The organism is Bradyrhizobium sp. SZCCHNRI3052, assembly GCF_032484895.1.
In the GTDB taxonomy this organism is placed as follows: Bacteria; Pseudomonadota; Alphaproteobacteria; order Rhizobiales; family Xanthobacteraceae; genus Bradyrhizobium.
This window is the reverse complement of sequence record NZ_JAUETW010000005.1, coordinates 410,957-431,031: the sequence shown is the minus strand read 5'-3', so window position 1 is coordinate 431,031 and position 20,075 is coordinate 410,957. Positions and strand designations below refer to the sequence as shown.

The window sequence follows — 20,075 nt, the reverse complement described above, 5'->3', positions numbered from 1 at the left end:
CCAGCGCGCCGCCGGGTCGGAGGGCGATACAAACTTGGGCGTGACCTCCGTCGCGGCACCGAACGCGGCATCATCAAGAACGGCAAGATACTCGTCGATCGCTCGACCCGCAGCCTCCGGCGGAAGCCTCTTATCGCCTTCGATTCCCTTCTGCCGATTGGCATCCGCCTTGATCAGGCTCGCGTCGACTGCGAACCCTTCGCCGCCGATCAGGCGCTCCCGGATGCAGCGGCGCAAGACGGTCTCGAACACGCGACGGAAGAGATCGCTCTCACGGAAGCGGCCGTGCCTGTTCTTCGAGAACGTCGAGTGATCGGGGACGCCTCCATCTAGACCCAGCCGGCAAAACCAGCGGTATGCCAGATTGAGATGGACTTCATCGCAGAGGCGCCGTTCCGATCGGATGCCGAAGCAATAGCCGATCAAGAGCATCCTGATCATCAGCTCCGGATCGATCGAGGGCCGCCCGATGTTGCTGTAGAACGGCGCCAGCTCCCGCCGTAAGTCCTCAAGGTCGACGAACCTATCGATCGACCGCACGAGGTGGTCGGCTGGGATGTGCCTTTCCAGCGAGAACTCATAGAACAACGCAGCCTGTTCGACTTGCCGATGCCCCATCATGACCTTCAGTCCTGCCCACTAGACAGACTGAATCACCGATATCTCTGCGTCGCAACTGCTGACTTTTTCAACGAAATCGGCTGAATGCGGACGCCGCCGACTCGATCGCGGAGGTCTGCCTTAGTCACGGGCTGTCCTCTCGAATGCGTCCGCTCCGCGGCTCCTGCCCCCCATGGCTGCCGGCTCGGCGCACCGCGCAAGTCGGAGGCCTCCGGCCAAATCCGCTCGTGAGCTCCCGCGCTTCATTTCGGCCGGCAGTTCGATAGGACATGCCCGCCCAGACCTCTGTGGAGAGTCGTTAAGACGTCATGGCCGGGCCGAGGCCCTGCCATGCCGTCGCGGCAGAGGGGCACAAGCTGACTGTGATATGCCGAAGCCCCAGGGCTTGCGTGACGAGCCAATGGCTTCTCCTCGCGCGTGCGCGACGAAGCGGAATTCGCCCGCATTCTCAGGCTGATTTGCCCTGTCCAGTCCCGCGACGAAAAATATTCTTGTTTCTTTTTTTCAGAATTCATGGTTGTATCACCCCATCCCGCCCGATCGAGAGGGGCGCTTCGCGAACGTCACGAAACGTTGGTGCGGGATGCGATGGCCGGTTCTCGTCGCAGCGTGCGTCAAGCGCGCGGACGAACGATGGGAGCCGGACGGCGAAATCGCGTGGTCCTGATACTCCGATGCTAGTATCAAGTCTGCGACGAGGCTCGGCTTCGCGCAGGCGACGGTGGCCAGAAAGCTCGGCGCGCCGGGGAGAACGCGTATAAGCCGTAAGCCCGTTGCGCAGGGAAGGCCGGATGTCCGGCTGATCCTGTGGTAACCGCCGCGTGCTTCCTTTTTTGCACGCGGGCCATGGGTGTCAGTCGACGCCCGGCCTTCCCTGTGCCCTCTCTCGATGGAGGGACGAACGGCAGACATCTCTCGTACGCTCTGCGCGTGGCGAGGATGCGAACGGCTGTCTCGTCAGATCTCGCGCGCCAAGAAAACAAAACTTCTCGCGGCATGGGCACATGAGAAACTTTCCTCTCCATATGAACAGATCTGCAAAATTGCGCAGGGCTGACGATCCTGCGAATGATCCTGGACAATTGCATGCAACCGCCTGTTTGGGAGATTGCCGAATGACACCGTCCTTCAGCGGCCTGCGTCGCGCGCGGCCCTTGCATCTCGCCCGTCGCGGCGTCCTGATGATGGCCGCGGCCCTGCTCGGCGCGCTCGCCACGTCGCAAGCCGACGCAGCCGAGACGCTGCGCATCGGCTATCAGAGATCCTCGACCCTGATCGCCCTCCTCAAAACCAATGGCGAGTTGGAGAAGGCGCTGGCGCCGCTCGGCATCAAGGTGTCGTGGCACGAATTCTCCAGCGGCCTGCCGCTGCTGGAAGCGATCAACATCGGCAGCATCGATGTCGGCGCCGATGTCGCCGATACCGTCCCGGTGTTCGCGCAGGCCGCGGGCGCGAGGCTCGCTTATGTCGCCGAGGAGGCCGCCTCGCCGTCGGCGCAGGCGATCCTCGTGGCAACGGCTTCGCCGGCCAAGACGCTCGCTGAGCTGAAAGGCAGGAAGATCGCGGTGACCAAGGGCGCCGGCAGCCACTATCTGCTGCTCGCCGCGCTCGCCAAAGCGGGTCTCACCTTCAAGGACATCACCCCCGCCTATCTGCCGCCCGCCGACGGCAGGACCGCTTTCGTCAGCAACAATGTCGATGCCTGGGTCGCGTGGGATCCGTTCCTGACCAGCACCATCCGCCAGTCAGGGGCGCGCGTGCTCGCGGACGGCAGCGACGGGCTTGCCAGCTACAAGCGCTACTATCTCGCATCCGCCGACTACGCCGCCGGACATGGCGACGCCCTCAACGTCATCTACGGCAAGCTCGTCGAAACCGGCAAATGGGTGAAGGCCAATCCGGCCGCCGCGGCGAGCCAACTCGCTGCCCTGTGGGGCATCGATGCCGCCACCGTCGAGAAGGCCAACAGCCACCGCTCCTACCAGGTCGGCGCGGTCACCGCGGCCGGCCTGTCGGAACAGCAGAAGATCGCGGACGCTTTCCTGGCGGAGCGCGTGCTGCCGGCGAAGGTGGACACATCGGCGTTGGCGATCTGGACTCCCAAAGCGCCGTGAGCCACACAGGAGCCGAGATTGTGCCCGGCAGCGAAGCGCGGCACGAGGCCCGACGACGAGCCTGAACGAAGGAGACCACCCGTGACTGCCCATCTTCCTCCCCCGACCGGCCGCATCACCGAGCATCCGGCGCATCGCATCTTCGTCGATCGCTGGTCGCCGCGCGGCTTCAGCGACGAGGCGCTTCCCGAGACGGAGCTCCTGACCTTCATCGAGGCGGCACGCTGGGCGCCCTCCTCCTACAATTCGCAGCCCTGGCGCTTCCTCTACGCGCTGCGCGGCTCGGCCGAGTTCGACACCTTCCTGGCGCCGCTGGTCGAGTTCAACCGCGGCTGGGCGCAGCATGCCGCGGCGATCGTCTACGTGCTGTCGAAGAAGACCTTCATCCCGGCGGGCAAGACCGAGCCGGCACCGACGCGCACGCATTCCTTCGATGCCGGCGCGGCCTGGGCCAATTTCGCCAACCAGGCGGCGGTGTCCGGCTGGGTCACCCATGGCATGAGCGGCTTCGACGTCACCGCCGCGCAGACGGCCCTCGGGGTGCCCGACGGTTTCGCCGTGGAGATCGCGATCGCGGTCGGCCGCAAGGGCGATGGCGAAAAGCTGCCGGCCATGCTCAAGGAGCGCGAGAAGCCGAGCGCACGCCTGTCCATCGTCGAGATCGCCTCCGCCGGCCTTTTCCCGCAGCGCTTCGGCGGCTGATCGATGTCGCAGGGGCGGCGTGCCGCGCCGCCCCTGACGGACGGCGAAATCTGTGGCAGAAGACGCGTTCTGCTTGAGGAGAGTTGATCCGCATGCCGCCGCCGAAACCGCCCGCCTTCGAGACCCTGAGCCTGCACGCGGGCCAGCACCCGGATCCCGCAACCGGCGCCCGCGCGGTGCCGATCTATCAGACCACGTCCTATGTGTTCGACGACACCGAGCACGCCGCGGCGCTGTTCAATCTCGAACGCGCCGGCCACATCTATACCCGCATCTCCAACCCGACCACGGCCGTGCTCGAAGAGCGGCTCGCCGCGCTCGAAGGCGGCGTCGGCGCGGTCTGCACCGCGAGCGGCCAGGCGGCGCTGCATCTGGCCATCGCCACGCTTCTGAATGCGGGCGATCACATCGTGGCCTCCTCCTCGCTCTATGGCGGCACCATCAACCTGCTCGCGCACACGCTGCCGCGCTTCGGCATCACCACGAGCTTCGTCAAGCCCAGGGATCACGACGGTTTCCGCGCTGCGATCAAGCCGAACACGCGGCTCCTGATCGGCGAGACATTGGGCAATCCCGGTCTGGAGGTGCTGGACATCCCCAAGGTCTCGGCGATCGCGCACGCGGCCGGCGTGCCGCTCCTGATCGACAACACCTTCGCTACGCCCTATCTCAGCCAGCCGATTTCCCAAGGCGCCGACATCGTGATGCACTCCGCGACCAAGTGGCTCGGCGGCCATGGCATCGCGATCGGCGGCGCGATCATCGATGGCGGCCGGTTCGACTGGCGCGCCTCGGCCAAGTTCCCGCAGCTCACCGAACCCTATGCCGGCTATCATGGCATCGTCTTCGACGAGCAGTTCGGCGCGGCCGCCTTCATCATGCGCGCGCGGACCGAAGGCCTGCGCGATTTCGGCGCCTGCCTGTCGCCGACCAACGCGTTCCATCTGCTGCAGGGCGTAGAGACGCTGCATCTGCGCATGGAGCGGCACGTCACCAACACCCGCGCGGTGCTGGAGGCGCTGACCGCCAACAAGGCCGTCGACTGGGTGCTGCATCCTTCGCTCGAGACCCATCCGGACCATGCGCTCGCCAAGGAGCTGTTGCCGCGCGGCGCCGGCTCGATCATCTCGTTCGGTATCAAGGGCGGACGTCCCGCGGGACGCAAGTTCATCGAGAGCCTGAAGCTGATCAGCCATCTCGCCAATGTCGGCGACGCCAAGACGCTGGTGATCCACCCCGCCTCGACCACGCATCAGCAGATGGACGCAGCCCAGCTCGCCGCGGCCGGAATCGGCGAGGAGCTGATCCGGCTCTCGGTCGGCATCGAGGCGGCCGGCGACATCATCGACGATCTCGGACAGGCGCTGCGCGCCTCGCAGAAGGTGTGAGCCATGCAGCTGTCGATCGGAGATCATGAGGTCTTCGCTGCCACGGGCGGCCGCGAGTTCGATTCGTCCCTGCCCGCCGTCGTCTTCATCCATGGCGCCGGCTTCGATCATTCGGTCTGGGCGCTGCACAGCCGCTGGTTCGCCCATCACGGCTTTGCCGTGCTGGCGCCCGATCTGCCGGGCCATGGCCGCTCGACGGGGCCGGCGCTGCCGACCATCACCGCCATGGCGGATTGGATCGTCGCGCTGTTGCAGGCGGCGAACGCGAAGCCCGCTCACCTGATCGGCCATTCGATGGGATCGCTGATTGCGCTGGATGCCGCGGCGCGCCATCCCGATCGCGTGTCGGCGCTCAGCCTGATCGGCACCGCGGCAGCGATGACGGTCGGACCTGACCTCCTGAAGGCCGCCGAAGCCAACGATCACGCCGCCATCGACATGGTCTCGATCTGGGGCCTCGGTTTTGCCGCCGAGCTCGGCGGCAGCCGCGCGCCCGGGCTGTGGATGCATGGCGGCGCGCAGGCGACCCTGGAGCGCTGCGCGCCGGGCGTGCTGTTCAACGATCTCTCCGCCTGCAACGACTATCAGGATGCGCTGGCATCGGCGGCCAGGATCAAGGTGCCGACGCGGCTGATCCTCGGCGAGAAGGACATGATGACGCCGCTGAAGGCCGGCAAGGCGCTGGCGGCTGCAATCGCGCAATCGCGCACCATCGTGCTGCCTGGCGCGGGGCATACGATGATGACGGAATGTCCGGATGCGCTGCTCGACGCGCTGATCGAGTAGCTTGCGGTCACGGTTCGCTCTTTGCTGCGACCTCGTGCCGCCGACATGCTCCTTTGCAGCGCGGAACGGAGGGCGACGGCGAGCCGTTGCCCTCCGGCACAACGAACAGAAAGGAGCACGCAGATGGATCTGCGCAAACTTTTGACGGTCGCAACGATCGGAACGATGTCGCTCGCGGTCGCATCGCCGCTCGCCGCCGCGCCGTTGCTGCCGAACCACCCGGCGCCGGCCCCAGCCACGCAGAACGCGACCGAGCTGGAGCAGGTGCAATATCGCCACTGGCGCGGCGGTTACGGTCATCGCCACGGCTATTACGGCCATCGCTATGGCGGGCATCGCCACGGCTATGGTGCGGGTGCCGCCGCCCTCGGCGGCCTCGCGGCCGGCGCGATCATCGGGGGCGCCATCGCCAACAGCCGCGCCGAGGCCGCCAACGCCCAGGCCTATTGCGCCCAGCGCTTCCGGTCCTACGACCCGGGCTCCGGCACCTATCTCGGCAATGACGGCCTGCGCCATTCCTGCCCGTAACGACACCAAGGTCGATGCCCCCCGGCATCGACCGCCGCCTGAACCAATGGCGCGTGACAAAACGTCCGCTGCGACAAATGCAACGAAGTTCGTCTCGTCCGGTTGAGCATAGCGCTGAACCAACGGGAGACATCAGGATGGTCACCTTCAAAGCCGCCGCGACGCTCGCCATCGCCGGCGCACTTTCTGTATCCACGCTGCACTCGGTCTCGGCTGCGCCGCTGACGTCGCTGTCAGCAGCCGCCAAACCGGGCGCCGAAAGCTCGAATGCCGTGCAGGTCCGCTACGGCGGCTGGCATGGCGGCTGGGGCGGCGGTGCCGCGATCGGCGCGGGACTGTTGGCCGGGGCCCTGATCGGATCGGCGATCGCCGCCCCCTCCTACTATGGCGGCTACGCGCCCTATCCCTACTACGGCGGGTATCGCTACGCTGCCTATCCCTACGGCTATGGCGGCTACTACCCGGCCTACCGCCCCTATTACGGCGGCTACGGCTACAGCTACGTGCCGCGCCCGATCTATCGCAGCTACGGCTATTCCTATGGCCCGCGGCCGTGGCGCCACAGCTACGGCTATTACCGCGGTCCGGGTTGGGGCCATCACCGCCACGGCCATGGCGTGATCCGCGCCCATCATCGCTGGTGATGTGAATTCGCCGGTGCGTGCGGCTGGCCCGACGCACCGGCAGCTTCCCTTCGATGGGTCTCAGGCCCCGGCAGCCGCTGACGACGAGAATCCCTGCCGCGCTTCGATGATGCCCCGATCGATCCGGGCGACCTCCGCCGCAGGGATGACGTACTCGTCGTGATCGCGCCAGGCAAACACGACGAATGTCGCCAACGCGCCCATTGCGCCGAGCGCCACCATCCACCAGATGTGCCAGATCAGCGCGAAGCCCATGACCGTGGCGAAGAAGGCGCAGACGAATCCCGTGGGGGAGTTTTTTGGCAGCTCGATGTCCTGGTAGTCCTTTTCCCGCGTATGGAGCTGCTGGTCTTTTGCATTTTCCTTGATCCGCCAATACGCATCCTGCCCCGTCACATTCGGCAGCACCGCAAAATTGAACACCGGCGGCGGTGAGGACGTGGCCCATTCGAGCGAGCGGCCGTCCCAGGGGTCGCCGGTCGTATCGCGTAGGAGCTCGCGATCGCGGATACTGAAGACCAGTTGGAGAATCTGAAGAATGACGCCGATCGCGAGCAGCGCCGTGCCGAACGTTGCAACTGCAAGCCAGGGACGCCATTCCGCGACATCGTAGTGCTGCATCCGTCGGGTCATGCCGAGCAGGCCGACGACATAGAGCGGCATGAAGGTCACGTAGAAGCCAATGAGGGTGAACCAGAACGCCGCCTTGCCCCAGCTCTCATACAGCCGAAAGCCGAACGCCTTTGGAAACCAGTAAGTGACACCCGCGAACACCCCGAACAGCACGCCGCCGATGATGACGTTGTGGAAATGGGCGACTAGGAACAAGCTGTTGTGCAGCAGGAAATCCGCCGGCGGCACCGCGACAAGCACGCCGGTCAGCCCGCCGATCATGAAGGTGATCATGAAGCCGACCGACCACAGCATGGGCGTCGTGAAGCGCACCCGCCCGCCATACATCGTGATCAGCCAATTGTAGATCTTCACGCCCGTAGGCACCGCGATGATCATGCTCGCAATGCCGAAGATCGCGTTCACGTTGGGGCCCGCCCCCATCGTGAAGAAATGATGCAGCCAGACCATGAAGGAGATGACGCAGATCGCCATGGTCGCCAACACCATCGAGCGATAGCCGAACAGCGACTTGCTCGAGAACGTCGCGACCACCTCGGAGTAGATCCCGAACGCCGGCAGAACCAGGATGTAGACCTCGGGATGTCCCCAGGCCCAGATCAGGTTCATGAACATCATCATGTTGCCGCCGGCCTCGTTGGTGAAAAAGTGGAAGCCGAAATAGCGGTCGAGCATCAGCATCGTCAGCGTCGCCGTGAGGATCGGAAACGCCGCGACGATCAGCAGGTTCGTTGCCAGCGTGGTCCAGCAGAACATCGGCATGCGCAGATAGCTCATGCCCCGGGTGCGCAGCTTGAGGACGGTGGTGACCAGGTTGATGCCGCTGACCAGGGTCCCGACGCCGGAGATCTCCAGCGCCCAGATGTAATAGTCCACGCCGACTCCCGGCGAGTAGGTCAACTCCGACAAGGGCGGGAACGGCAGCCAGCCGGTGCGCGCGAACTCGCCGACCACGAGGGACACGTTGACCAGCAGCGCGCCGGTGGCCGTGAGCCAGAAGCCGACGGAGTTCAGCGTGGGAAAGGCGACATCCCGTACCCCGAGCTGCAGCGGCACGACCAGATTCATCAGCCCGATCACGAACGGCATCGCCACGAAGAAGATCATGATAGTGCCGTGGGCGGAGAAGATCTGGTTGTAGTGCTCCGGCGGAAGATAGCCGTTGGAATGAAACGCCACCGCCTGCTGCGTTCGCATCATGATCGCATCGGTGCCGCCACGCAGCAGCATCATGAAGGCGAGCAGCATGTACATCACGCCGATCCGCTTGTGATCGACGCTGGTGATCCATTCACGCCAGAGATAAGGGAAGTACCCCTTCGCCAAGACCCATCCGAGGACACCGAGGATCGCCACCAGCACGAGGCCTGCGGCCACGAGCGGGATGGGCTGGCCAAAGGGGATCGCCGACCAATCGAGCTTGCCGAGCATGGACGCCCCCGGGGATCAGCGAGTAATATGTCGGCGCGATGGCCGCGAAGGCCGGCGGGCGCGCGCAAGAGCAACCAACGCGATGCCTCCGAGCCCAAGTGCCAATCCAATTCTGCTGAGCTGCCCGGCCGGCGGCAGCTTCTTGCGCACGAGCCAGCCGCCGCTCACCGCGGTGCCAGCGGCGATCGGCGCCAACACGGCACCTGTGCTGCGTGGTGCGCCCTTCGCGCGCGACAACAGGAAACGGAACGCCGTGCTCAGGAGTCGCTCGGTCGGCCAGCGCGCCAGGGCATAGGAGATCTGCCCGAGCCGCGCCGGCCAGCCGACGGCGACTTCGTCGTGAGGAGCGCGGATCAACTGCAAGAACGTCTCGGCGACGTCCTCGGGCCGATACAGCAGCGGTCCTGGACCGAGATGGCGGCCGGACATGTTGGCGCCATGCACGAAGCCGGGCGTGTCGACCATCGCGGGGAATACGCTGCAGACGTGGATATCCTTGTGACCGGCGAGTTCCTGACGCAAGCTCGCCGAGAAGCCGCGGAGGCCGAACTTGCTGGCGGTGTAGGCGGCGGCGAACGGAGTCGGAGCCCATCCGCCGAGCGAGATGTTGTTGATCAAGGTTCCGCGCTGCTGCCGCAGGAAGACCGGCAGAACCGCATAGGCACCGTTCATCGTCCCCAGCAGATTGACCTCGATGGTCTTACGGTGGAGCGCGATGTCGGCGTCCTGATAGGCGCCGAACACCCCGGTTCCGGCGTTGTTGATCCAGACATCGATGCCACCGAACGTCTGCACGGCCTGATCGGCCAAGTGCATGACCGCGGCTGCATCGGTCACATCGGTGCCGACGGCGATGGCGCGCCCGCCAAGGGTTTCGCATTCGGCCGCGACGTCTTTCAGAACGTCCACGCGCCGCGCGGCCAGCACGATGCTGGCCCCTTCCCGCGCCAAGGCGAGTGCCGTCGCCCGGCCGATGCCGCTCGAGGCGCCCGTCACCACGACGCGCGTTCCCTTCAGATCACGCATCAGCCGGCGCGCCTCGGGGGAGGCATCCAGCAGCCAGCCGAGCGCGCGGCGCAGCTGGTGCGCGCCGCCGGTGTCGAACCATCGGCCATGGGAAAAGACGACACGTTCGGGCGCCAGCGCAATCAACCGCGCCGCCGCGAGCCGGACGGCACGGCCGCCGAGCCGCAGCAGCATCCGCAGATGGGTCGGTGCCTTGCCATCAGGCGCGGTGATCCCGAGCAGATTCGCCGCGGTCCGCGCCACGATGCCCAGACCTTCCGGTGCCAGGTTCTGCACGAGGTCTGTCAGGACGAGTGTGCGGCTCGGCCTGTGAAACAGCTCCACTTCGGTGAACATCGGTGCGGCAACGAGCACCAACTGGATATCTGCGGACCATTCGTCCGGCGTGACATCGGTCAGCTCACGATCGATACGCAGGCCGCTTCGGCGAACCTGCTGGCGCTCTGCCAAGCCCGGCGCAGCGAAGACCTGCGCATTCGGCAGGGCCGCCTGCCAGTCCGGCAGGAACATCCAGTGCGCGACGTTGGGCGCGAGCAGATATTTGATGGGTCCCAGCTGCTCCAGCTCCTCCCGCAGCGCATGAGTGAAGCGCGTGGGCGAGTGCAGCAGCAGATCACCGCTCGACAGGCGGATCACCGTCATGCGCACGGAGAGCGGCAGTCCGGCGGCCCGAATCCGGCCGCCGTCGACGATCCACACATTGTCCGCCACGGGCCGCAAGCCATGGCCGTCGCTTCGAGGCTGAGTTATCTGGTCCATGAGAGTTCCGCCGACGAGATGCCCGTCAACAAACCTCCGGCGCGGCGCATGGTTTCAATCGGCTGGGAATGCGGATCCCAAGGCCGGCCGCCGGCAAGGTCTATGCCCGCCCGGCAGATCCGGCTCTGCTCGGGTCCCTGCGCCCTGCATCGCCGCGCGATAAGTCGGGGCTCAACGCAGGTAACTGGCCAGGTTCAGGCTCTGGATCTTGGAGATGGCGGTATAACTCGCCGTGAGCTGGGCTTGATAAGTCGAGAGCTGGGCGGTCACCGCCGCCACATCGACGCTGGTCAGGTCGGTCGCCAGGCTCTCGGCATAGCTCTTGTAATCGGTCTGCTGCGACTTCGCGCTCTCGATCCGGGACGCCGCATCGGAGAGCTTGGCCTGTACCGTGGCGACATCGTCGACCGCCTGATCGGCAAGCGACAGCGCGGAGGTGATGTCGGTTCCGGACAGGGTCGAGCTGTTGGCCACGAACTTCAGGACCCGCATGACCTCCTCGAACGCCGGATTGTCGGCAGTAACGCCATAGGTGACCGACTGCCCATCGGAAACCCGGACCGAGGCAAGCTCGCTGTCGCCCTGACAATAGCTGGTATCCGTCGTGGTCAACGATCCCGTGCCGGAGGCGAAGCTCGACGTATCGACCGCCGCCGTCGCGGTCCGCGCACCGCCGAACAGATATTGCCCGTCGTACTGGGTGTTCAGAATGCCCGACATCTGCTGCAGCAACTGCTGCGCACTGCTGATCGCGGACGTGGTTCCCGTGCTGCTGCCGGAGCTCGCAGCGCTCAGGGCCGTGCGCAGCTGACTGACGATGTCCGACACCTGCCCCACGGCAGAGTACATGACCTGCACTTTGCTGTCCGCCAGAGTCGCAGCGTCGATGTAGGACTGCGCCCGCGCGACAGAGACCTGCAGATTGACGACGTGCTGGGTGTCGGCGCCGTAACCGGCGAGATACTCGGCCTTCAGCCCCGAGGCCTCCTGCACCTGGAGGTTGGCCATGGTCGCCTGCGTCCGCAGCGCGCCCGTGATCATCTGGTCGGAGTTCGAGAATGTCGCAATCCGCATCGTCATGATGTCCACTCCGGACTAGGTCGATTGCACGGCAGTGAGCAGCGACGAGAACATGCTGTTGACCACGGAGATCAGCTGCGAGGCGGCAGCGTATTTGTTCTGCAGCGAGCTCAGCCGCGCCGTCTCCTCGTCGAGGTTGACGCCCGATTGCGAGGACAGCGAACTGGCATAGCTCGACTGGGCCGTCGACTTCGCGGTGTAGGCAGTGGAGGCCTGCGACGCCTTGCTGGCGACATTGGCGACGATCGCCGCGGCGTAGTCGGCGAACGAGCCGGTCGTTGCGCTCAGGCCGCCAGCCGAGGCGAAGCTGGTCGAGCCGGTCAGCTTGTCAACGAGCGCGTCGATGACCGTCGCCGAGCCGGCCGTCAGCACCTGGCTGCCGGTCGTCAACGTCGCGGAGCCGTCGAGCGTGCCGGTGGGCAAACCGGCCGCGCCGCTCAGGATGCTGCTGTTGACGGCAAAATTGGCGGCGCTCGTGCCGGTGACGAGGTCATTCATGCCGAAATAGTCGGAGAAGCCGCTGCCGCCGACCGCGCTGGTCATGTCGTTGATCGCTATGCCGTTCGACGACGACGTGGCGCTGATCGACAGGTGTCCGCTGGAATCGATCGAGGCAGAGACCCCGGAGATGCCGTTGAGCGCCGTGACCAGATCGCCCACCGTCGCATAGGACGACAGGTCGAGATCCTCGTACGAAACGAGATTGCCGCTCTGGTCAGCCACGGCGATGCGGACCGTTCCGGACGCCGACAGGGCCGTCGTACTGCTGACGCTCGCCGACCCGGTCAGAGCGGTCGGAGGTGGAACGGCCGATGCGCCATTGGTGATCGCATTCAGCGACGATTTCAGCTGCGAGGCCAGCTGATCGAGCTGGGTCTGCGCGGCCGGCAGGGTCTCGTCCCGCAACGTGACTAGCGAACCGATCTTGCCCGACGTGATCTGCGACGTGACGTCGACGCCGTCGACCATGATGCCGCTGAAGCCGCCGGACGCATAGCTCGACGCCGCCGAGACATTCGCCGAGGCCGTATAGCTCAGCGTGTGCGCCGAGCTGTCGACGAGAGCTCGCCCCGACGAGGTATAGACCTGAAGGTCGCCGTTCGACGCCGCGTAGTAGCTGACGTTCATATAGGACGAAAGGTCCTGCAACGCGGCATTGCGCTCGTCCTCGAGATCGGCGGTCGATTGGCCGGACGCCGCCATCTTGCGGATCTCGACATTGAGATCGGCGATCTGTTGCAGGTCGTCGTTGGCGCTCTGAACCGACGACGCGATGTCCTTGTCGGCGTTGGCCCGCAACGTCTGCACACCGCTCGACGTGCTGCGCAGCTGGCTGGCGAAGTCATCCAGCGCGCTGACGACTGCCGATTGCAGCGAAACACTGCTGGGCGAGCTCGCCAGCGACGACAAGGCGGACTCCAGCGATGCCAGCGAGTTTGCCAGCGACGTTCCCGTCGTCGAGGTGCCGGATGTGGACGCGCTGCCGAACAGCTGCTGCAGTTGCGTCAGATAGTTGTTCGTGGTGTCGGCCGCGCCGAGCTCCGAATTGGCTCCGATCAAGGATTTCAGCAGCAGCTTGTCGACATTGCTCGAAATGCCGGTAATGGAAACGCCGGTCCCGACTCCGCCGGTCACGTTCGTGACCTGGTTGGCCGTCTTCTGCGTATACCCCTTCGTGTCGGCGTTCGAGATGTTCGACGACGCCACGCTGATCTGCAGCTCCGTGGCCGAGATGCCGCTGAAGGCGACCAGCCGTGCTATGTCGAGCGACATTGCCCTACTCCCGCTGTTGGCTGGCCATCACGCCCTCACGTTGGTTCCACAGGACGTCGCACGCGCGGTACGACGTCCACCGGCGCCATAGGGCGAGGCATTCGCGATCTGCTCGCGGATCGCCTGCATCACCGCCTCGATGCGACGATTGCTGGCTTCGATCGCAGCCCGCAGCCGAACGAGGTTCTCGTCCATCGCGCCACGAAGGTTGAAGATGTGCTCCATGAGCTGCTCGCGCAGCACACGGTCGCGGACGTCGAGGCTCGCCGTTCGCCTGGCGCATTCGGCGACCCGCTGCTCAAACAGCCCGGCGAGCCGATTCTTGTCGTCGAGCTGCTTGGAACGCGAGGCCGGGAGCCCTTTGGCAAGCTCCGCATTCTCCTCCGACACCACCGCGATGAGTTCGTCGATCAGCGCGATCAAGGTCCGCACTTCATCTTCGCTGGCCGGCCGCTGATCGGCCTGAATTGCGTGTTTCATCCTGTCGCTCCCATCCTACTGTTCACGCTGCGGTCGGCGGCTGATCTGCGCGACACGGGCGTAGGTATTCAGCGCCGTCACCCTCACGGTGGCGACCTTGAGCTCTTCGTCGAGCAGCGCGCATTCACGCAGCAGCTTTCGTCGGACCGTTTCGATATCGTCGATCAAGGCCAGCAGTTGCGCGCGGTCGTCCTTGCCGGCGGTCGCAGCGCGCAGTCTCAGCCGCCGCAGCCTCTTCAGCAGAGCCTCGCCCTCGCCGAGCCGCTCCCTCTTCAGGTCGGCCATGATCACCTCATCGACGAAATCAGCGTGTCGTACATCTTGTTGACGGCCGAGATCACCTGCGATGCCGCCGAATAGGCCTGCTGAGCCGAGATCATGTTGCTGAACTGGCCCGTGGTGTCGGTCGTGCTCGATTCCAGCTCACTGCCGTAGATGGTTCCTGCACCATTCTCGCCGGACGCCTGCAGGGTCGCATTGCCCGACGTCGCCGTCGACGTGTACATGCCGCTGCTATGCGCCACGAGACCATTGGGATCGGCGAAGGTCGCTACCGCGAGCTTGTAGATCGGAACCGTCTGTCCGTTGGAATAGGTCGCCTCGACGAGACCATTCTTGCCGACCGAAATGCTGCTCAGCGTGCCAAACGAGATGCCATCGGAATTGGCGCTGAAGTTGGAGACGCTCGGCGTCGTGCTGCCGGACGACAACTGGGTCAGGCCGTCGGTACCGCCGCCGGTGGTGCCGAAGCTGAGCGCGATCGAGCTCGCCGCGGCGCCGTTGTTCCAGGTGATACCGAGATTGGTCGAGGAGACCGTGCTGAGCGAACCATCTGAGTTGAAATCGATCGTATAGGTGCCGCTCGTCACGGTGCCGTCCGACGCCGTCGCCGGCGCGAAATCAGCGGTCCATTCGTTCGCCGTCGCCCCCTTGGTCCAGGTGACGTTGAGCGTGTGCGATTGCCCCAGCGAATCGTACACGGTCATCGAGCTGCTGAAGGTGTCTCCGCTCGCGGCATCGGCCGGCAGGTTGGCCGCAAGCGACGTCTTGGTCGTCGCCCCACCATTCGTCAGCGCCACCTTCGTATTGACCGGCTCGAGGCCGTTGCCGACCACGTTGCCGGTTGCATCGGTGCGCCAGCCTTCGAGATAGTAGCCGTCGTTCTCGAGATAGCCGGCATTGTCGGTGGTGAACGCGCCGTTGCGGGTGTAGAAAGTCTCGCCTCCGGCCGAAGTCGAGTTGGTCGCGACGAAGAAACCCGAGCCCTGGATTGCGACGTCGGTCGCGTTGGTGGTGGCGGCCAGCAGCCCCTGCTGCGTGATGTTGGCACGGCCGGAGACCGAGACGCCCCCCGAGGAATAGGCTTTCGAACTGCTCGATGCCGTCACCAGCTGCTCGAACAGGCCGGAGGTGGTCTTGTATCCGGTCGTATCGGCGTTGGAGATGTTGTCGCTGATCATGGCGAGCGACGAACTCTGCGCATTGAGCGCCGAGATCGCCGATGACAGGGCTCCAGAAAGACTCATGATTGTACTCCGGGTAATGCCGTCAGGAGGTGACGCCGATGATGTTGCTGGCGCTGACAGGAACGCCGCCGACGGTGAGCGAGGGCGTGCTGGTCGAGGTGTCGATGCCGGTTACGGTCCCGGTGACCGTCGTGTAGTTGAGGACCGAGGTGCCCGCGGAGTCCGTCGCCGTCACGGAGATCGTGTACTGGCCGCCGTCGCTGAGCTGATTGCCGCTGGAATCGGTGCCGTCCCAGGTGATCGAATTGGCGCCCTTGTTGCCGGTCCCGGTGCCGGTCCAGACCGTGCTTCCGGAGGAATCCTTGATCGAGATCGAAACGTTCGATGCCGCCGACGACAGCGAATAGCCGAACGTCGCCGAGCCGTTCGATAGAACGGCGGTGTCACTCTTGGCCTCGACGGTGTGACCGATGTAGTTCACCGAATTCAGCGTCACCAGGCTCGAGAACGAGCCGGCCAGCGAGGTCATGCTGCTGTTGAGCGACTGCTGCGAGGTGTAGTTGGCGTAGGACGTCATCTGGTTGATGAAGTCGGTCACGCTGGTCGCGTTGAGCGGATCCTGGTTCTGGAGTTCGCTCACCAGGAGCTGAAGAAAGTCGGTCGAGCTGAGCGTCGTACGAGATGTGTCGCTGGATGATGAGGTCGATGAGGTGGTCGCAGTCGACGAACTCGCGGCGGAAACGGTCATGGCAGAACTCCGGCTCGCGCCGCGAACGGCGGCGGGACACAGCACGACCACGCGGTCGTGAAGGCGTTTGCTGATCAAACGGCCGGAACGCCGATTCCAGGCGCACAATTAGTCGGTCGAATTAGTTGATCCGACGGCAGATTTTGCCGCCGCGCGGTTGCGCTGAGTGGGCAAAAATCGCCTGGTGCGAGGCCCCGATCTGCATCGGCGCGACGGCTCGCCGTCGCCGCACTCGGGCGCCTGGATTCGCGCGCAAGCGAGCTCGACAGATTGAGCGAGATGACAGATGCGATGGTGTTGCGCTTCCAGCGCCGAAGTCCAACCGGCCAAAGCGTAGCCGCCCAAGCTCGGCCCTGGCTAGGGCTCAGCCAGGCTGGTGGGCGTCGGCCGGGGCGGTTGCCGCTTCCTCTTGGGTCAGGCGATGGGCCGCAGCAAGGATGCGCGACGTCAAGCCCGCGGGTGCACGCGTCGGCGGCGACGACAGCGCCTCACGAACAAGACGTGCCTCGGACAGCAATCGATCGGCTTCGGGAGAGGAGGCAAGCAGATCAGCAGCTGACTGACGCTGCTCCGCTGGCCAGCGCGAGATGTCCTCACCCAGCCTGCCGATCAGATCCTCGAATTCCCTGACGTCCATCGTCCGCCCAATCCAGCGCTTCCAGCTTGGTCATAAAGCATTCAGCCCGCGAACGAAATTGATATCGGCAATTGTGGCGATCGACCGCAACCGGACACGGAAAACTCCGTATTTTTCGGGAGCCGTATGCACGCGAGGCCGCACTGGATACCGAAACGGGAGACAATGCAGCCCGTTTCTGATCCGTTTCCCAAGATTTCCGCAGTGCGGCAGGGGCCTGATTCGCCAGAGCTACCGAGGGTTGGCCGAATCACCGGCCGCTCGCTTTCCCCGGGCTGCCGCCTCGACCGCCTCCCACGCCTCCCGCAGCGCCAGCAGACTTTCGGTGATCCGCTGGAAATTCTCGCGCATGTGAGGTCGACCGTAGGCCCGCAGCGCGGCCACGATCAGGGCGTTGTAGGTTCCGAACAGCTGGTCGGCGACCGGCCCGCCGCGCGTCGGATCGAGGTGAAGACTCAAGCCGCGCAGAATGGCGGTCGCCCGGGTCACATGGATGTGCCCCTCCTCGAAGCGGCGAGCCTCCTGCGCCTGCAGCGACTTCTGCAAGCTCATCATCGCTCCATTGAGCAGCATGATGACGGCCCGCAGCGGCGGAACGGCCACCGCAGCGCCGCGATAGGCCTGACTTGCGAATTGCGCCATCGAATTCTGGGTCATCAGTTACTCGAACTCGCGTTGAGAAGGGCTTTGAGATAAGTGAGCGTGTTGTTGGCGCTCTCGATCGCAGCCTGATATTTGGCGTACTGCGCCGTAAGCTGCGTCTGGAACGTGGCGGCCGAGCTCTTGATGTCATCGACCTTGGCCTGCATCGTGTCGTCCTGCGAGGTCAGATTGTCGATCAGCGTCTGCAGCGATCCCGTGCTGGATGATGCGGTCTTGGCGATCTGGTAGATCTGGGTCGCGAGCCCCTGTGTGGAGGTCACGGTGATCGATTGCGACGTCGAGCCGGCATAGGTGAAGGCCATCCCGGCATAGATCGTCCCGGAATTGCCCACGATCGTGTTGCCGCTCACCGTGAACAGGGAGCTGTCGCCACCGACGGACGCCGCCGAAAGATTTCCCGACGAATCCACCGTCAGATCAAGGGTGAACGACTGCGGCGACGACCCGGTATTGACCACGCTGAGCTGGCTCGACGAGGTCTTGGTCTGCGCCGACAACAACGTCGTCACGCCGCTCAGATTGGTGCTGAGGATCGTCGACAGCGTGCTGGTATCGAGTTCGAGCTCGTTCTTCTCGTTGAACGACAGGCCAAGGTCGGCCATCGTCAACCCGCCGACCGAGGTTCCGAGCACGGCCTGAAGCGAATTCATGATGTCGCGCATGGTGCCGTCGCCGAACAGGACGGAGCTCGAGGACGCCGTCCCGTCTGAATTGGTGGTCTGCTGCGCGATCACGGCATCGCGGAATGCATTGTAGTCGGTAACGAATGTCTGCAATGCCGACGAGATCTGGCTCGTGTCCGTCCCGATCGTGACGGTCAGCGTCGTTCCGGACGGGGTCGCCTGCAGCAGGTCGAAGGTGACGCCACTGAGAACGTCGGTGATGTCGTTGGTATCGCGCGTCAGGCTGATCCCATCGAGCGTGAACTCCGCGGCCTGGGCCGTCTGCAGCACCGTCGCGAAGGCTCCCGAGCTGTCGGTCACCCCGAGCTTGTTGAGGATGTCGTCCCCGGACGAGCTTGCATAGGTAATGTCCGCCGCATCCTGGGTCCCCGTCAACACCAGCTGATAGGACCCGCTCGATACCTGGACGATCGACGCCTCGACATTGGTCGTGGAGCTCTGGGCATTGATCGCGTCGACGACATCCTGCAGCGACATGCCGCTGGTGATGGTGATGTCGGCCGTGCTGCCCCCGGACAGGCCGAGCGAGAACGTACCGGAATAGCCGAGTGCCGCGGTCTGGCTCGACTGCGTCGCGCCCGTCACCTTGTGAGCCGTGGCGACCTGGCTGATCGTCAGCGTGTGGCTGCCGGTCGCGGCTCCGTTGCTCACCGACATCGACAGAGCCGATGAGGCGCTGACGTCGCCGGTCGCGCTGATGGTGGCGGCCCGCGTGGCGAAGGCGTTGGTCGCAAGCGAGTTCACCATCGACGTCGCCAGTGACGACAATCCCGATGACAGCGTCTTCAGCGCGGTCTGCAGCGTCTGATACGCCGTGATCTTGGCCTCATTGGCCGTGATCTTGGTCGAGATCTGGGTCGCCTGGGTGAGCTTGGCATTGACGGCGGACTCGATCAGCGCGGTCCAGTCGATCGTGCTCGTCGTGCTCGTGCCCGACGTCGTGAGCGAGCTGCTCGAGCTCGTCGACGATGATGAAGACGACGACGTCGTGCTGCTCGTGCTCGAGGTTGCGCTGCTCACCGTCATCCGTCGTCGTCCTCCAAGGAAGAAGCCGGACCGGCGAGGCGCCGGCCCGGCAGATCACGGCTCAGCCCAGCAGCTTCAGGAGGTACTGCGGGATCTGGTTGGCGGCGGCTTCCGCCGACACCGCGGCCTGGGTCTTCACCTGCGCCGACGACAGCTTCGCCTGCTCGGACGCGATGTCGACGTCCTTGATCGCGGAATTGGCCGATTGCAGGTTCTGCGTCTGCGTGGAGATCGAGTCGGCCGAGAAGTTGAAGCGCGACTCCTGCGCGCCGATGTCAGCGCGGGCCTTCGACACGGTGTCGATCGCGGTGTCGAGAGCGGTCAAGGCTGCGGTCGCGCCGGTCTGGGTGCTGACGTCGAGCGACGAGACGCCGAGCGTGCTCGCGGTGAGATCCGACAGCGTGATGTTGATGGTGTCGGACGCGGACGAGCCGACCAGGACCGAGACGCCCGACGAGAAGGTGCTGGTGCCGTCGAGCAGGCTCTGGCCGCTATAGCGCGTTCCGGTCGCGATCGACGAGATTTCACTGGTGAGCTGCGAGAATTCCGACTGGATGTAGGTGCGGCTAGTTCCGACCGTGGTGCCCGATGCGGACTCGGAGGCCAGCGACTTCATGCGCGCCAGGATGTCGCTGATGTTGGATGCGCCACCATCCGCGGTCTGCAGGATCGACGTCGCCTGCGCCGTGTTGGTCGCGGCCTGCTGCAGCGTGGTGATGTCCGACGAGATACGCGTCGAAATGGCGAGACCGGCCGCGTCGTCCGAGGCTGACGTGATGCGCGAACCGCTCGACAGCTTGGAGAGCGAGCTCGTCTCCTGGTTGGAGTTGATGTTCAGGTAGCGGACGGCGGAGTTGGCGGCGATGTTGGTGGAAATTGCGGGCACG

At 64.9% G+C, this 20,075-nt stretch carries 19 protein-coding genes; 6 read left to right on the top strand and 13 right to left on the bottom strand.

What is annotated here, in order from left to right; translation table 11 throughout:
- On the bottom strand, nucleotides 1–621 hold a 621-nt coding region (locus QW887_RS17760; protein ID WP_316194759.1), incomplete at its 3' end, for a transposase.
- Nucleotides 622–1,805: 1,184 nt separating this feature from the next.
- On the opposite strand from QW887_RS17760, the gene QW887_RS17755 reads away from it, so the two are divergent.
- From QW887_RS17755 to QW887_RS17730, 6 genes are all read left to right on the top strand, one after another.
- Nucleotides 1,806–2,735, top strand: coding sequence for an aliphatic sulfonate ABC transporter substrate-binding protein (locus tag QW887_RS17755; protein WP_315754570.1), 930 nt, complete (start codon nucleotides 1,806–1,808; stop codon nucleotides 2,733–2,735).
- Between the two features lie 81 nt (nucleotides 2,736–2,816).
- A complete protein-coding gene (locus QW887_RS17750; protein ID WP_316194758.1) occupies nucleotides 2,817–3,437 on the top strand; it encodes a nitroreductase family protein in 621 nt (206 codons plus the stop codon).
- A gap of 92 nt (nucleotides 3,438–3,529) precedes the next feature.
- Nucleotides 3,530–4,825, top strand: a complete 1,296-nt coding sequence (locus QW887_RS17745; protein ID WP_315718465.1) for an O-acetylhomoserine aminocarboxypropyltransferase — start codon at nucleotides 3,530–3,532, stop codon at nucleotides 4,823–4,825.
- Nucleotides 4,826–4,828: 3 nt separating this feature from the next.
- A complete protein-coding gene (locus tag QW887_RS17740) occupies nucleotides 4,829–5,611 on the top strand; it encodes an alpha/beta hydrolase (protein ID WP_316194757.1) in 783 nt (260 codons plus the stop codon).
- A gap of 123 nt (nucleotides 5,612–5,734) precedes the next feature.
- Nucleotides 5,735–6,139, top strand: coding sequence for a BA14K family protein (locus QW887_RS17735; RefSeq protein WP_316194756.1), 405 nt, complete (start codon nucleotides 5,735–5,737; stop codon nucleotides 6,137–6,139).
- 137 nt (nucleotides 6,140–6,276) lie between these two features.
- Nucleotides 6,277–6,783, top strand: coding sequence for a hypothetical protein (locus tag QW887_RS17730; protein WP_315828413.1), 507 nt, complete (start codon nucleotides 6,277–6,279; stop codon nucleotides 6,781–6,783).
- A gap of 60 nt (nucleotides 6,784–6,843) precedes the next feature.
- Here the strand turns inward: QW887_RS17730 and cyoB are convergent, their stop codons facing one another.
- From cyoB to QW887_RS17670, 12 genes are all read right to left on the bottom strand, one after another.
- Nucleotides 6,844–8,847, bottom strand: a complete 2,004-nt coding sequence (cyoB, locus tag QW887_RS17725) for a cytochrome o ubiquinol oxidase subunit I (RefSeq protein ID WP_316194755.1) — start codon at nucleotides 8,845–8,847, stop codon at nucleotides 6,844–6,846.
- 15 nt (nucleotides 8,848–8,862) lie between these two features.
- Complete coding sequence (locus QW887_RS17720) at nucleotides 8,863–10,632, bottom strand: SDR family oxidoreductase (RefSeq protein WP_315718460.1); 1,770 nt, start codon at nucleotides 10,630–10,632, stop codon at nucleotides 8,863–8,865.
- A gap of 171 nt (nucleotides 10,633–10,803) precedes the next feature.
- Nucleotides 10,804–11,712, bottom strand: a complete 909-nt coding sequence (locus QW887_RS17715; protein WP_315718459.1) for a flagellin — start codon at nucleotides 11,710–11,712, stop codon at nucleotides 10,804–10,806.
- A 15-nt stretch (nucleotides 11,713–11,727) separates the two neighbouring features.
- A complete protein-coding gene (gene flgK / locus QW887_RS17710; RefSeq protein WP_315828417.1) occupies nucleotides 11,728–13,485 on the bottom strand; it encodes a flagellar hook-associated protein FlgK in 1,758 nt (585 codons plus the stop codon).
- Between the two features lie 27 nt (nucleotides 13,486–13,512).
- Entirely contained in the window at nucleotides 13,513–13,965 is a 453-nt protein-coding gene (locus tag QW887_RS17705) for a flagellar protein FlgN (protein WP_315718457.1), read from the bottom strand.
- A gap of 15 nt (nucleotides 13,966–13,980) precedes the next feature.
- Nucleotides 13,981–14,250 carry a hypothetical protein gene (locus tag QW887_RS17700; RefSeq protein ID WP_315718456.1) on the bottom strand — a complete coding sequence of 90 codons (270 nt, stop codon included), beginning with the start codon at nucleotides 14,248–14,250 and terminating at the stop codon, nucleotides 13,981–13,983.
- 2 nt (nucleotides 14,251–14,252) lie between these two features.
- The gene (gene flgE, locus QW887_RS17695) at nucleotides 14,253–15,491 is read right to left on the bottom strand and encodes a flagellar hook protein FlgE (protein WP_315769942.1); all 1,239 of its coding nucleotides are present in this window, start codon (nucleotides 15,489–15,491) and stop codon (nucleotides 14,253–14,255) included.
- Between the two features lie 22 nt (nucleotides 15,492–15,513).
- Complete coding sequence (locus tag QW887_RS17690; RefSeq protein WP_315718454.1) at nucleotides 15,514–16,179, bottom strand: flagellar hook assembly protein FlgD; 666 nt, start codon at nucleotides 16,177–16,179, stop codon at nucleotides 15,514–15,516.
- Nucleotides 16,180–16,543: 364 nt separating this feature from the next.
- Nucleotides 16,544–16,816 (bottom strand): hypothetical protein, encoded by a 273-nt coding sequence (locus QW887_RS17685; RefSeq protein ID WP_315718453.1) that lies wholly within the window; start codon nucleotides 16,814–16,816, stop codon nucleotides 16,544–16,546.
- Between the two features lie 231 nt (nucleotides 16,817–17,047).
- Nucleotides 17,048–17,473: a flagellar export chaperone FliS gene (locus tag QW887_RS17680; RefSeq protein WP_315718452.1), complete on the bottom strand. Its 426-nt coding sequence runs from the start codon at nucleotides 17,471–17,473 to the stop codon at nucleotides 17,048–17,050.
- The gene (fliD, locus tag QW887_RS17675) at nucleotides 17,473–19,188 is read right to left on the bottom strand and encodes a flagellar filament capping protein FliD (RefSeq protein ID WP_315718451.1); all 1,716 of its coding nucleotides are present in this window, start codon (nucleotides 19,186–19,188) and stop codon (nucleotides 17,473–17,475) included. Before fliD ends, QW887_RS17680 begins: the two co-directional genes overlap by 1 nt.
- A 61-nt stretch (nucleotides 19,189–19,249) precedes the next feature.
- On the bottom strand, nucleotides 19,250–20,074 hold the full coding sequence (locus QW887_RS17670) for a flagellin (RefSeq protein ID WP_315718450.1): 825 nt from the start codon (nucleotides 20,072–20,074) through the stop codon (nucleotides 19,250–19,252).
- Between the last annotated feature and the right edge of the window lies 1 nt (nucleotide 20,075).

Coding starts and splice junctions, on each gene's coding strand:
- fliD (WP_315718451.1), bottom strand. CDS start 19,188: ATGACGGTGAGCAGCGCAACCTCGAGCACGAGCAGCACGACGTCGTCG.
- QW887_RS17745 (WP_315718465.1), top strand. CDS start 3,530: ATGCCGCCGCCGAAACCGCCCGCCTTCGAGACCCTGAGCCTGCACGCG.
- QW887_RS17715 (WP_315718459.1), bottom strand. CDS start 11,712: ATGACGATGCGGATTGCGACATTCTCGAACTCCGACCAGATGATCACG.
- QW887_RS17700 (WP_315718456.1), bottom strand. CDS start 14,250: ATGGCCGACCTGAAGAGGGAGCGGCTCGGCGAGGGCGAGGCTCTGCTG.
- QW887_RS17740 (WP_316194757.1), top strand. CDS start 4,829: ATGCAGCTGTCGATCGGAGATCATGAGGTCTTCGCTGCCACGGGCGGC.
- flgK (WP_315828417.1), bottom strand. CDS start 13,485: ATGTCGCTCGACATAGCACGGCTGGTCGCCTTCAGCGGCATCTCGGCC.
- flgE (WP_315769942.1), bottom strand. CDS start 15,491: ATGAGTCTTTCTGGAGCCCTGTCATCGGCGATCTCGGCGCTCAATGCG.
- QW887_RS17755 (WP_315754570.1), top strand. CDS start 1,806: ATGGCCGCGGCCCTGCTCGGCGCGCTCGCCACGTCGCAAGCCGACGCA.
- QW887_RS17705 (WP_315718457.1), bottom strand. CDS start 13,965: ATGAAACACGCAATTCAGGCCGATCAGCGGCCGGCCAGCGAAGATGAA.
- QW887_RS17730 (WP_315828413.1), top strand. CDS start 6,277: ATGGTCACCTTCAAAGCCGCCGCGACGCTCGCCATCGCCGGCGCACTT.
- QW887_RS17685 (WP_315718453.1), bottom strand. CDS start 16,816: ATGGACGTCAGGGAATTCGAGGATCTGATCGGCAGGCTGGGTGAGGAC.
- QW887_RS17690 (WP_315718454.1), bottom strand. CDS start 16,179: ATGACCGTTTCCGCCGCGAGTTCGTCGACTGCGACCACCTCATCGACC.
- QW887_RS17680 (WP_315718452.1), bottom strand. CDS start 17,473: ATGACCCAGAATTCGATGGCGCAATTCGCAAGTCAGGCCTATCGCGGC.
- cyoB (WP_316194755.1), bottom strand. CDS start 8,847: ATGCTCGGCAAGCTCGATTGGTCGGCGATCCCCTTTGGCCAGCCCATC.
- QW887_RS17720 (WP_315718460.1), bottom strand. CDS start 10,632: ATGGACCAGATAACTCAGCCTCGAAGCGACGGCCATGGCTTGCGGCCC.
- QW887_RS17735 (WP_316194756.1), top strand. CDS start 5,735: ATGGATCTGCGCAAACTTTTGACGGTCGCAACGATCGGAACGATGTCG.